Source organism: Mycobacterium cajalii (genome assembly GCF_045809005.2).
GTDB lineage: Bacteria > Actinomycetota > Actinomycetes > Mycobacteriales > Mycobacteriaceae > Mycobacterium.
Genome location: NZ_CM141436.1, coordinates 1,883,644 through 1,895,757, shown reverse-complemented (window position 1 = coordinate 1,895,757; position 12,114 = coordinate 1,883,644). Strand labels below are relative to the sequence as shown.

At 71.3% G+C, this 12,114-nt stretch carries 8 protein-coding genes; 2 read left to right on the top strand and 6 right to left on the bottom strand.

Going from position 1 to position 12,114, the window contains the following annotated elements; translation table 11 throughout:
* Window positions 1–10 precede the first annotated feature (10 nt).
* The gene (gene ffh / locus ACJ512_RS09055) at window positions 11–1,603 is read right to left on the bottom strand and encodes a signal recognition particle protein (protein WP_407689113.1); all 1,593 of its coding nucleotides are present in this window, start codon (window positions 1,601–1,603) and stop codon (window positions 11–13) included.
* A gap of 89 nt (window positions 1,604–1,692) precedes the next feature.
* Here ffh and ACJ512_RS09050 point away from each other — a divergent pair, with 89 nt between their 5' ends.
* Window positions 1,693–2,487: an alpha/beta hydrolase gene (locus ACJ512_RS09050; protein WP_407689114.1), complete on the top strand. Its 795-nt coding sequence runs from the start codon at window positions 1,693–1,695 to the stop codon at window positions 2,485–2,487.
* A gap of 102 nt (window positions 2,488–2,589) precedes the next feature.
* A complete protein-coding gene (locus ACJ512_RS09045; RefSeq protein WP_407689115.1) occupies window positions 2,590–4,329 on the top strand; it encodes a DEAD/DEAH box helicase in 1,740 nt (579 codons plus the stop codon).
* 6 nt (window positions 4,330–4,335) lie between these two features.
* Here ACJ512_RS09045 and ACJ512_RS09040 read toward each other — a convergent pair whose 3' ends face one another.
* The 5 genes from ACJ512_RS09040 to ACJ512_RS09020 all read right to left on the bottom strand — a co-directional run bounded on the left by ACJ512_RS09040 (window position 4,336) and on the right by ACJ512_RS09020 (window position 12,067).
* Window positions 4,336–6,792 (bottom strand): [protein-PII] uridylyltransferase, encoded by a 2,457-nt coding sequence (locus ACJ512_RS09040; RefSeq protein WP_407689116.1) that lies wholly within the window; start codon window positions 6,790–6,792, stop codon window positions 4,336–4,338.
* 36 nt (window positions 6,793–6,828) lie between these two features.
* Window positions 6,829–7,167 (bottom strand): nitrogen regulatory protein P-II, encoded by a 339-nt coding sequence (gene glnB / locus ACJ512_RS09035; protein WP_144956377.1) that lies wholly within the window; start codon window positions 7,165–7,167, stop codon window positions 6,829–6,831.
* Between the two features lie 2 nt (window positions 7,168–7,169).
* Window positions 7,170–8,585 (bottom strand): ammonium transporter, encoded by a 1,416-nt coding sequence (locus ACJ512_RS09030; RefSeq protein WP_407689118.1) that lies wholly within the window; start codon window positions 8,583–8,585, stop codon window positions 7,170–7,172.
* A gap of 167 nt (window positions 8,586–8,752) precedes the next feature.
* Complete coding sequence (ftsY, locus tag ACJ512_RS09025; RefSeq protein WP_407689119.1) at window positions 8,753–10,093, bottom strand: signal recognition particle-docking protein FtsY; 1,341 nt, start codon at window positions 10,091–10,093, stop codon at window positions 8,753–8,755.
* A 252-nt stretch (window positions 10,094–10,345) separates the two neighbouring features.
* Window positions 10,346–12,067, bottom strand: coding sequence for a transposase (locus tag ACJ512_RS09020; protein ID WP_407689781.1), 1,722 nt, complete (start codon window positions 12,065–12,067; stop codon window positions 10,346–10,348).
* Between the last annotated feature and the right edge of the window lie 47 nt (window positions 12,068–12,114).

Here is a 12,114-nt window from a genome sequence, read left to right as displayed (position 1 = left end):
CACGCTGCGGCTACTTTCTTCCTGGGTTGCCCGGGAACTTCAGCTTGGACAGGTCGAAATCGGCCAGTCCGGGCGGGAGCTCGTTGAGGCCGTCGGGCATCTGCGACAGATCCGGAAATCCCGCCGGCATGCCCGGCATTCCCGGCATGCCCGCCCCGAACGGGCTCTTCGCCTTGGGCGGCGTGGGGCCGCGCGCGCCCTTCTTGCCCTTCTTGCCGGCCTTGCCCTTGGCTTGCTTGCTCTTTCGCGTCGCAGACTTGCGGCCCATGCCGGGGATGCCCATGCCGCCGAGCATCGACGACATCATCTTGCGGGCCTCGAAGAAGCGGTCGACCAGCTGGTTGACCTCGGCGACCGTCACCCCCGAGCCGTTGGCGATGCGCAGCCGCCGCGACGCGTTGATGATCTTCGGGTCCGCGCGCTCCTGCGGCGTCATCCCGCGGATGATGGCCTGCAGCCGGTCGAGTTGCCTGTCGTCGACGGCCGCCAGGGCGTCCTTCATCTGGCCGGCGCCCGGCAGCATGCCCAGCAGGTTGCCGATCGGGCCCATCTTGCGGATGGCCAGCATCTGTTCCAGGAAGTCCTCGAGGGTCAGCTCGCCGGTGCCGATCTTGGCGGCGGCCGCCTCGGCCTGCTCGGCGTCGAAGACCTGCTCGGCCTGTTCGATCAGGCTCAGCACGTCGCCCATGCCCAGGATGCGGCTGGCCATCCGGTCGGGGTGGAAGACGTCGAAGTCCTCGAGCTTCTCCCCGGTGGAGGCGAACAGGATCGGCACCCCGGTCACCTCGCGGACCGACAGCGCGGCGCCACCGCGGGCGTCGCCGTCGAGCTTGGTCAGCACCACGCCGGTGAAGCCGACACCCTCGCGGAACGCCTCGGCGGTGGTGACGGCGTCCTGCCCGACCATCGCGTCCAGGACGAACAGCACCTCGTCGGGGTCGACGGCAGAACGGATGGCCGCGGCCTGGGCCATCAGCTCGTCGTCGATGCCCAACCGTCCGGCGGTGTCGACGATGACGACGTCGAAGTGCTTGGCGCGGGCCTCGGCGAGCCCGGCGGCCGCGACGGCGACGGGGTCCGGCGGGCCGGCGTCGGGATCCGGCGATCCGGCGCCGGGATGCGGCGCGAACACCGGTACCCCGGCCCGCTGGCCGACGACTTGGAGCTGGTTCACCGCGGCCGGGCGCTGCAGGTCGCAGGCCACCAGCAGCGGCGTGTGCCCCTGGCCGCGCAGCCATGCCGCGAGCTTGCCGGCCAGCGTCGTCTTGCCGGAGCCCTGCAGGCCGGCGAGCATCACGACCGTCGGCGGGGTCTTGGCGTAGGCCAGCTGGCGGGTCTGGCCGCCGAGGATGCCGACGAGTTCGTCGTCGACGATCTTGACGACCTGTTGCGCCGGGTTCAGGGCACCGGACACCTCGGCCCCGCGGGCGCGCTCCTTGATCCGGTTGACGAATGCCCGCACCACGGGCAGCGAGACGTCGGCCTCCAGCAGAGCGAGCCGGATTTCGCGGGTGGTGGCGTCGATGTCGGCGTCGGTCAGTCGGCCCTTGCCGCGCAGTCCCGCCAGGGCACCCGTCAACCGGTCAGACAGGGATTCAAACACCCGACCAGCCTAGTGGTTCGGCGGCGGGGGCACTTCGGCCGCGCGCGAAGGCCTTGACGGCGCGCCGCCGGCAAACGAGGGTCAGTCGCATGCTCGAGGTGCTCGACAAGGGCTCCACCAGCCCGACGCATCCGGCGCCGCTGCTGTTCGTCCACGGCGGTTGGCACGCGGCGTGGTGTTGGGAGAATTTCCTGGATTTCTTCGCCGACGCGGGCTACCGCGCGGTCGCGGTGAGCCTGCGCGGGCACGGCGCCAGCCCCACCCCCACACCGCTGCACAAGGTTTCCATCGCCGACTACATCGACGACGTCCGCGCCGTGGCCGACGACCTCGGCGGCTGGCCGGTGCTGATCGGCCATTCGCTGGGCGGCTTCGTCGTGCAGCGCTACCTGGAAACCCGCCGCGCTCCGGCCGCGGTGCTGGTCGGCTCGGTGCCACCGCAGGGCGTGCTCACGCTGGCGCTGCGGGTCTGGCGCCGCCGGCCGTCGATGACGCTGGAGGCCTGGAACGACCGCACGTTGCTGAAATTCCTCGCCACCCCGGCCCTGGCCCGCGACTACCTGTTCTGCGCCGACACGCCCGAGGCCGTCGTCGAATCCTGCCGGCAACGCGCCGGGGCCGAGAGCGTGCGCGCCGCCATGACCGACCCGATCCTCCGCCGGGTCAGAACCCGGCGCGTGAGGACGCCGATCCTGGTGCTGGGCGCCGAGCAGGACGGCTTCGTCAGCGTCGGGGAGGTGCGCGCCACCGCGCGCGCCTACCGGACCGAGCCGGAGTTCTTCCCCATGGGTCACAACATGATGCTCGAGCCCGGCTGGCCCGACGTCGCCGGCCGGATCCTCGCCTGGCTGCGGGCCCGCGACCTCACCGCCTCGGCACGCTAGCTCGCCCGAGTCGCTGCCGCGACGAAAAGCCTTGCCGTGCTAGATTTCACGTCCGCCACTTAACCAGGCCGGCCGCATCGGATAACGGGACCACAGGGGGAAATGTCGTTGCAACCGGTCAGCACGGAGCCACGCGCGGCGACCGGGCACGACCCCGGCCGCGCGTTGCGGGGCTGGCAGCGCAGGGCGCTGGTGAAATACCTGAGGGGTCAGCCACGCGACTTCCTGGCCGTGGCCACCCCCGGATCGGGCAAGACGACCTTCGCCCTGCGGGTGGCGGCCGAACTGCTCGCCCAGCGCGCCGTCGACCAGATCACCGTCGTGGTGCCCACCGAGCACCTCAAGGTTCAGTGGGCGCGGGCCGCGGGGCTGCACGGCCTGGCGCTGGACCCGAGGTTCTCCAACACCAGCCCGGTGACCTCGCCGGAATATCACGGCGTGACCGTGACCTACGCCCAGGTCGCGGCGCACCCGACCCTGCACCGGGTGCGCACCGAGCAACGCAGGACGCTGGTCGTCTTCGACGAGATCCATCACGGCGGTGACGCCAAGACCTGGGGCGACGCGATCCGCGAAGCCTTCGGCGACGCGACGCGGCGGCTGGCGCTGACGGGGACGCCGTTCCGCAGCGACGACAGCCCCATCCCGTTCGTCGACTACGAAGCCGGCTCCGACGGGATCCTCCGCTCGCGGGCCGACCACACCTACGGCTACGCCGAGGCGCTCGGCGACGGGGTGGTCCGGCCGGTGGTGTTCCTCGCCTACTCCGGGGAGGCGCGCTGGCGCGACAGCGCCGGCGAGGAGCACGCGGCGCGGCTGGGCGAGCCGCTGTCTGCCGAGCAGACGGCGAGAGCCTGGCGCACGGCGCTGGACCCCGCCGGCGAATGGATGCCCGCGGTGATCGCGGCCGCCGATCGGCGGCTGTGTCAGCTGCGCACCCACGTGCCCGACGCCGGCGGCATGATCATCGCCTCCGACCGGACCGCGGCCCGCGCGTACGCCGCGCTGCTGGAGCGGCTGACCTCCGAACAGCCCACGGTCGTCCTGTCCGACGACCCCGGCTCCTCTGGGCGCATCACCGAGTTCGCCGAGAGCACGGGCCGGTGGCTGGTCGCGGTGCGCATGGTCTCCGAGGGCGTCGACGTGCCCCGGCTGGCGGTGGGCATCTACGCCACCAGCGCCTCCACCCCGCTGTTCTTCGCCCAGGCCATCGGCCGGTTCGTGCGGTCGCGACGGCCGGGGGAAACGGCCAGCATCTTCCTGCCGTCGGTGCCCAACCTGCTGCAGCTGGCCAGCGAGCTGGAGGCCCAGCGCAACCACGTGCTGGGCCGGCCGCACCGGCCGGACGAGGACCCGCTCGACGGCGATCCCGCCACCCGCACGCAGACCGAGCAGGGCGAGGAGGACCGCGGCTTCACCTCCCTGGGCGCCGACGCCGAACTCGACCAGGTCATCTTCGACGGGTCGTCGTTCGGCACCGCCACCCCCGCCGGCAGCGACGAGGAGGCCGACTACCTGGGCATCCCCGGGTTGCTCGACGCCGACCAGATGAGGGCCCTGCTGCACCAGCGCCAGGACGAGCAACTGCAGAAGCGGGCCCAGCTGCAGCAGCAGACCCCGCACGCGGCGCCGGTGCCGTCGATGCACGGGGAGCTCCGCGAACTGCGCCGCGAGCTCAACACGCTGGTGTCGCTGACCCACCACCGCACCGGCAAGCCGCACGGCTGGATCCACAACGAGCTGCGCCGCCGCTGCGGCGGGCCGCCGATCGCGGCCGCCACCCGCGACCAGATCCAGGCGCGCATCGTCGCGCTGCGGCAGATGAATTCGGAGCGGGCGTAGCGCCCACTAGTCACCCACGGGCTCCTCGAGCACCTCGACGGCGGGGCCGCCCAGCACGGCCAGCAGGTGCTGCTCGACCGCCGCGCGCGCGGACTGCTCGCTGTCCCCCGCCGGCGCCGTCACGCAGAACACGTCGGCCGCCGTCGATCCGAACGTGTTGACCTTCGCCCAGACGATGTGGGCCCCGGCCCGTTCCAGCGCCCGGGTCAGCAGCGCCAGCAGTCCCACCCGGTCCATCGCGCGGACTTCCAGGATCAGCTGGCCGAGCGGCGCGGTCTCCAGCCACAGGATGCGGGGCGGGGCGGTCGAACGGGTGACGGGCACGCCGACCTGCACCTCGCCGGCCCGCGCGGTGGCCGCGCTCACCGCGTCGCTGTCGCGCTTCTCCAGCGTGCCCAGCACGTCGACGTCACCGCCCAGGGCGCCGGCGAACTGCTGGCGCAGCAGGCCCGCCTCGGGCGGCGCGCCGAACAGCGGCGACACCACGAACTCGATGATCGCGAGGTCGCCGTGGACGTTCGCCGACGCCGAGTGGATGCGCAGCGAGTTCAGCGCCAGCACCGCGGCGGCGTTGGACACCAGCCCCCGCTGGTTCGGCGCGATCATCACGACCCGCAGGCGCTCGCCGCCGCCGGGCTTGACCTCCACCTGCACCCTGCGCTCGCCGGTCAGTGAAAGGTATTGTGGCGCAATGGGTTCAGCCTGCGGCAGCGCCTCACCGGCCATCACCATCCGGCAGCGACGGACCAGGTCCTCGATCAGGGACGCCTTCCATTCGCTCCACACCCCGGGACCGGTGGCCTTCGAATCGGCCTCGGTCAGCGCGTGCAGCACCTCGAGCACCAGGGCGTCCCCGCCCAGGGCTTCGGACACCGCCTTGATGGTCTCGGGGTCCTTCAGATCGCGCCGGGTGGCCACCACCGGCAGCAGCAGGTGGTGGCGCACCAGCATGGCCAGCAGCTCGGTGTCTTGGGGTGAAATCCCCAGCCGGGGACCGATCTTCAGGGCCATCTCGGCCCCGAGCACGCTGTGGTCCACGCCGCGGCCCTTGCCGATGTCGTGCAGCAGCGCGCCGAGCGCGAGCAGGTCGGGGCGCGCCACCCGGGTCGACAGCGGCGCGGCGTTGACCATGGTCTCGACCACATGCCGGTCCACCGTCCACTTGTGGGCGACGTCGCGCGGCGGCAGGTCGCGGATGGCGTCCCATTCCGGCAGCAGGCGCCCCCACAACCCGGTACGGTCGAGCGCCTCGATGGTGGCCACCGCGGTCGGGCCGGCCGACAGCACGACCAGGAAGTCGTCCAGCGCCTCGCGCGGCCACGGGGTCGGCAGATCGGGGGCCTCGGCGGCCAGCCGGCTCAGCGTGCCGGCGCCGATCGGCAGCCCCTTGTCCGCCGACGCGGCCGCCACGCGCAACACCAGCCCGGCGTCGGTGCCGGGACGCGCGTCGCGGGCGAGGACGATCTCGCCCGCGTAGTCGACGACCCCCTCGTCGAGCGGACGCCGCTTCGGCCGCCGCACCAGGGCGGAGATCCCGCGGCGCGGCAACGCGATCTCGGCGGTGCGCAGCCCGGTCTCGGCGTGGTAGGCGATGGTGCGGCCGGCGCCGGACAGGATCCGCGCCAGATCGAACCGGTCACCGAAATGCAGTGCGGCGCTGATCTCGTCGGCGAACTGGGCCAGCAGCACGTCACCCCCGCGTCCGGAGACGCGGTGCAGTTCGGTGCGCACGTCCAGCAGCATCAGGTAGGCGGCGTCCAGCGAGCCGCCGGGCATGTCCGGGTTGGCCATGCCATGGCGGTCGATGAGCTGGGCGAGCCCGAGCGCGTCCAGCAACTGCACGTCGCGAAGACCGCCGCGCCCCGACTTCAGATCGGGCTCGGCGCGCTGGGCGATCCGGCCGCACCGCCGCCAGCGGGCGTGGGTGATCTCGACCAGCTCGTCCATGCGAGAGCGAATGGCGCTGCGCCACTGGCGCCGTGCGCCGGCGATCAGCTCCTCCGACAGCCGCGCGTCCCCCGCGATGTGGCGCGCGTCCAACATGCCCAGCGCGGCCACCATGTCGCTGTTGGCCACACCGAGGGCGCCCGCCACGGTGCGCACGCTGTGGTCGAGCCGAATGTTGGCGTCCCACAACGGATACCACAACCCGTCGGCGACCCGCTCGAGCACGTCGGCGGGCTGGTCGTCGTGCAGCAGCATCAGGTCCAGGTCGGAGTACGGCAGCAGCTCGCGGCGGCCCAGGCCGCCGACGCCGACGATCGCGAAGCCGCCGTCGCCGGTGATCCCGATCTCGGCGGCCTTGGCCGCCAGCCAGGACTCGTGCAGTTCCAGCCAGGCCCGCCGCAGCTCCGCAGGACCGAGCTCACCGCCCCCGGCCAGCAGAAGGCGCCGCGAGGCAACCAAATCGGTTGCCTCGCAAGCGCTTCCTGTTCCCGACGGGTCGGACCCGGTCGGGGTCATCCCTCCATGGTCCGGATCAACGGCGTCCGGCCGGCGTCACAGCGCATCGGTCCCGCGTTCACCGGTGCGCACCCGCACGATGGTTTCCACGGGGCTGACCCAGACTTTGCCGTCACCGATCTTGCCGGTGCGCGCGGCCCGCACGATGCTGTCCACGACCTTGTCGACGATGGAGTCGTCGACGACGACCTCGATCCGGACCTTGGGCACGAAATCGACGGAGTACTCGGCACCCCGGTAGACCTCGGTGTGGCCCTTCTGGCGCCCGTAGCCCTGGATCTCGCTGACCGTCATCCCGAGGACGCCCGCGTCTTCGAGCGCGGTCTTGACGTCGTCGAGGGTGAACGGCTTGACGATCGCGGTGATGAGCTTCATTTCTACTCGGCCTCAACTTTCTCGCCCATTCGCTCCTCCTCCAGGCCGTTCCGGGTGTCCCGCACGGCAACCCGGGTGGGAAGTACCGAGCCGGTCGTCACCGCGAAATCGTAACTGCTTTCCGCGTGCTCGGCCTCGTCGATGCCCGCGGCCTCCGCCTCGGGGCTCAATCGAAGTCCCATCGTGTATTTCAGGATCAAAGCCAAAACCAGCGTGACCACACCAGAATAGATCAACACGCTGAACGCGCCTATCGCCTGCCGCTCCAGCTGGGCCCAGCCGCCGCCGTAGAACAATCCCCGCGACACGCCCGTGACGCCGTTGATGGCCGGGGATTCCGGGGCGGCCAGCAGGCCGACCAGCAGCGTGCCCGCCAGCCCACCGACCAGGTGGACGCCCACCACGTCGAGCGAGTCGTCGAAGCCCAGCTTGAACTTCAGCCCGACCGCCAGCGCGCACACCGCACCGGCGCAGGCGCCGATCGCCAGCGCACCCAGCACGTTGACCGACGAGCACGACGGTGTGATGGCAACCAGCCCGGCCACGATGCCCGACGCCGCGCCCAGCGTCGTCGCCTTGCCGTCGCGGATGCGCTCGGTGGCCAGCCAGGCCAGCATGGCCGCGGCGGTCGCGATCGTGGTGGTCACGAACGTGGTGCCGGCCGAACCGTTGGAGCTGGTGGCCGAACCGGCGTTGAAGCCGTACCAGCCGAACCACAGCAGGCCCGCGCCGAGCATCACGAACGGCAGGTTGTGCGGGCGGAACAGCGTGGTGGGCCAGCCCCTGCGCCTGCCCAGCACGATCGCGAGCATCAGGCCCGCCACACCGGCGTTGATGTGGACCGCGGTGCCGCCGGCGAAGTCGATCGCGTGCAGCTTGTTGGCGATCCAGCCGCCGTGCCCGGCCACCACGCCGTCGAACGCGAACACCCAGTGCGCGATCGGGAAGTACACCAGCGTCGCCCACAGCCCGGCGAACACCAGCCAGGCGCTGAACTTCAACCGGTCGGACACCGCGCCGGAGACCAGCGCGACCGTGATGATCGCGAACATCAGCTGGAACGCCACGAACACCGTGGCCGGCATGCCGCCGACCAGCGGGATGTCGGTGGCGGCGGTGCCGGCGCTCGGGTCCGCCTTCGCCGCGTTCCCGCCGATGAGGCCCTTCAGGCCCCAGAATTGGCCCGGGTCACCGGCGACGTTGCCCTTGTCGTCGCCGAAGGCCATCGAATAGCCGTAGAGCACCCACAGAATCGTCACCACGCCCATCGCGCTGATGCTCATCATGATCATGTTGAGCACGCTGCGGGCGCGGACCATGCCGCCGTAGAAGAACGCCAGACCCGGCGTCATCAACAGCACCAGCGCCGAACTCGCCAGCATCCAGGCGGTATCGCCGGTATCTGGCTGACCCATCATCGGGAATGTCACTCGCTACCACCTCCGGTCGGCCGTGAACTGGCCGTCAGACATGTGCCTGATGACCTGACCAGAACCATGCGAGATGGTTGTTTCCGCGCTGGGGCCGCCGTGTTTCGGCGGTATTAACGTCGGCCCCGTTGTGTAAGGGGGTCGTGCAACGGGTTTCAGCCGAGCAGCGCGTCGACGAAAGCGGCCGCCTCGAACGGCGCCAGGTCGTCGGGCCCTTCGCCGAGCCCGACCAGCTTCACCGGCACCCCGAGTTCCTGCTGAACCCGGAACACGATGCCGCCCTTGGCCGTTCCGTCGAGCTTGGTCAGCACCGCGCCGGTGATGTCGACCACCTCGGCGAAGACCCGGGCCTGGGCCAGCCCGTTCTGCCCGATGGTGGCGTCGAGCACCAGCAACACCTCGTCCACCTCGGCCCGCTTGGTCACCACCCGCTTGACCTTGTCCAGCTCGTCCATCAGCCCGACCTTGGTGTGCAGCCGGCCCGCGGTGTCGACCAGCACGACGTCGGCGCCCGCGGCGATGCCCTTGTCGACGGCGTCGAAGGCCACCGACGCCGGGTCGGCGCCCTCGGGGCCGCGCACCACCTCCGCGCCCACCCGGGACGCCCACATCTCGAGCTGGTCGGCCGCCGCGGCGCGGAAGGTGTCGGCGGCGCCCAGCACGACGCGCCGGCCGTCGGCCACCAGCACCCGCGCCAGCTTGCCGACGGTCGTCGTCTTCCCGGTGCCGTTGACGCCGACGACCAGCAGCACCGACGGGCGGTCGGCGTGGGGCAGGGCGTGGATCGAGCGGTCCATGCCCGGCTGCAGCTGCGTGATCAGGACGTCGCGCAGCGCGGCCTTGGCGTCGGCCTCGGTGCGCACGTCGCTGCTGGCCAGCCGGCTGCGCAGCTGTGTCATCACCGACTCGGTGACCACGGGCCCCAGGTCGGCGATCAGCAGGGTGTCCTCGACGTCCTGCCAGGAGTCCTCGTCCAGGTCGCCGCCGCCGATCAGGCCCAGCAGGCTGCGCCCGAACGCGTTCTGCGATTTGGCCAGCCGGCCGCGCAGCCGTTCGAGCCGGCCCTCGGTCGGCTCGATGGCCTCGATCTCGGGAGCCTCCGGAGGGGCCCCGGGAGCCTCGGGAGCGGCCTCCGCCGGCGCCTCGGGGGGGGCCTCCGGCGGCGCCTCAGCAGGGGTCTCCGGCGGCGGCGCGACAGTCTCGGGTTCGGGGAGCACGACGTCGGAGACCGTGCGCCGCGGCGCGTCGCGGGGAATCGTCGCGTCGTCGCCCACCCCGGGCAGTCCCGTCGTGTCGAGCCGTTCCGCGGTGGGCGCGCCCTGGCTGAACGTGATACCCGAGGACGCGGTATAGCCGCGGGGACGCTCGAGCGTGCCGGGCTCGGGCCGGGCCAGCCGGATGCGCCGTCGCCGGTACCGCACCAGCCCCGCCACCAGCGCGACGATGACCAGCAGGACGGCGACGACGACGAGGGCGATCCAAAATCCTTGCGACACGCTGACATTGTTCCAGCCGTGCCAACGGCGTCCGGCGGCGGCAGCCGGTGCCCGGGTGCTCGCGCGTGCTAGGTGGCTGGTGTCGAACGGCCATTGTGGGGGCGCTGGTTGACCGGTCGGGCTATTGGGCGATGCTCGTGTGGTCGTGAGCGGTTCCTAGCTCAGGTGAATTCGGTTGTCGGGATTGGCGATTCCGTTGCTTGGCTGGTCTACAGGCGGTCCTGGTGGGCCGGTTGGCATCGCCGACCGGCCTCAGGTCGTGGCGGCGGCCCAGTTTGCGCCTTCCCGGTGTAATCCGAGCACACCCAGGCGTGCGAGGTTGATCGCGGCGGCCAGCAGGGAGAAATCGGCGGCGACCTTGGTGGTGCCGCGCACGCGCGCACGGCGGCCGCCGTGGCGGCGGCGCATCAGGTGGCCGATCTTGCGTTCCACTTTCGGCCGGGTGGCCTTGTAGTCGGCGACCCAGCCCGGATCTGCTTGGGTGGTGCGAGCACGGGTGAGTTCGGCCTCGTAGCGGCTGATCGCGATGGTGCGCCCGGCGGTTGAGCTGGTGCACTGCTCGGCCAGTGGGCAGCAGGCGCAAGCCGGGCCGAACACCGCGTTGCCGCCGCCGCCCTTGGCCGGGCGGATCGGCACGGTCACCGCGCCCGGGCAGGTGACCGTGCCGACGTCGAGGTCGATGACGAAGCGGTCCTTGGCGTAGCGGCCACCCGGCGCGGTCGGTGGCTGCACCTTGGTGAAGATTTCCGCGCCCGCGGTTTCCAACACGGCCAGCAGTTTGCCCGCACCGTAGGCGGCGTCGCCGTAAACCGCCGGGCATCGCTGGTCTTGGGCTCCGCACACGCTGGGGGCGCTCCCGTCGCCATCACCATCACCGACCGCGCTGGCCGCGGTCGTCGTGCCAGCACTTGCACCGAGGCTCGAGTCGTCCTGAGGATCAACGCAATCTCCGTCGGCGGTGTTGGTGTCGCTGGTCACCGGAGTGGGTAGGTCGCCGGCCAGCAGGTCGGTGGCGGGTTGGGCGTCGCCGGCGTTGCCGGCGGTGACTTCGGTGGCGGTGATGATCTCGGCGTCGGGGTCGATCGCGATGTGACCCTTGTATCCGTCGAAACCCCGCGCGGAGGTCTTGTGGCCGTGGCGTGCCTGCGGGTCCACCGTGGAGATCACCCGATCGGCGGCCACACGGCGCGCGATGCGGAATATCCCGTCGGCGGCGTCTTGGTCGAGGTCCTGGCCGACCACGGTGGCCAACAGTTTGGCCGCCTTGTCCACCTCGGGCTTCAGCGCCTGCTCATCCAGGCAGGCCAGCAGCGCAGACGCGTCGCGGGCCAGCGCGTCCACCAGCGCCTCGCGCGCCGCCACGTCGTCGTAGTCACACACCGGTTTGCCGGCGCTGACGTAGTCGTCGTCGCGGGACAGCCGCGCCCGCAGCGCGGGTTGCAGCTCCGCGCCGGCGACCGCCAGCAGTCCCCGGATCGCCGAGCGGATCAATGTGACCGTGTCCATGGTGGCCACCGCGTCATACAGCGGGGTCGAGTCCAGCACCCGCTTACGGCCCACCAGCCCGGCCGCCTTGGCCGCTTGCAGGGTGACCTCAAAGATCCGGTCCGGGCGATCCGAGCGGGCCAGCCTCGCGCGCATGTCCACCAACACGGTGTGCACAAACCCCGGATAATCGAAGTCCAGCCCGCCCGCGGCATACTTCCACCGCGCGTCGAACGCGAACCGATCCACCGCCTCCCGATCCGAAAGCCCCTCGATGCGCTGCAACACCATCACCACCGCCACAATCATCGGCGGCACGCTGCGCCGGCCGACATCGGTGAACAAGTCGGCGAACATTTCATCGCCGAACAAGTTGAAGCACTCCCGGTGCAGCACGCTGTAAATCGAGTCCGGCGCCACCCGGCCCTCGCAGAAATCCACCGTCGACCGCCACAAATCCGCCTGTTTCGGCGTCAAACCCAAACTCACCCAACCATTCTCGCCGACCGCACCCGATTACCCGGTCAACGCCACGC

Excerpts from the sequence above, each read along its gene's own strand:
- ACJ512_RS09030 (WP_407689118.1), bottom strand. The coding sequence starts at position 8,585 with ATGATGGGTCAGCCAGATACCGGCGATACCGCCTGGATGCTGGCGAGT.
- ACJ512_RS09040 (WP_407689116.1), bottom strand. The coding sequence starts at position 6,792 with ATGACCCCGACCGGGTCCGACCCGTCGGGAACAGGAAGCGCTTGCGAG.
- glnB (WP_144956377.1), bottom strand. The coding sequence starts at position 7,167 with ATGAAGCTCATCACCGCGATCGTCAAGCCGTTCACCCTCGACGACGTC.
- ACJ512_RS09050 (WP_407689114.1), top strand. The coding sequence starts at position 1,693 with ATGCTCGAGGTGCTCGACAAGGGCTCCACCAGCCCGACGCATCCGGCG.
- ACJ512_RS09045 (WP_407689115.1), top strand. The coding sequence starts at position 2,590 with ATGTCGTTGCAACCGGTCAGCACGGAGCCACGCGCGGCGACCGGGCAC.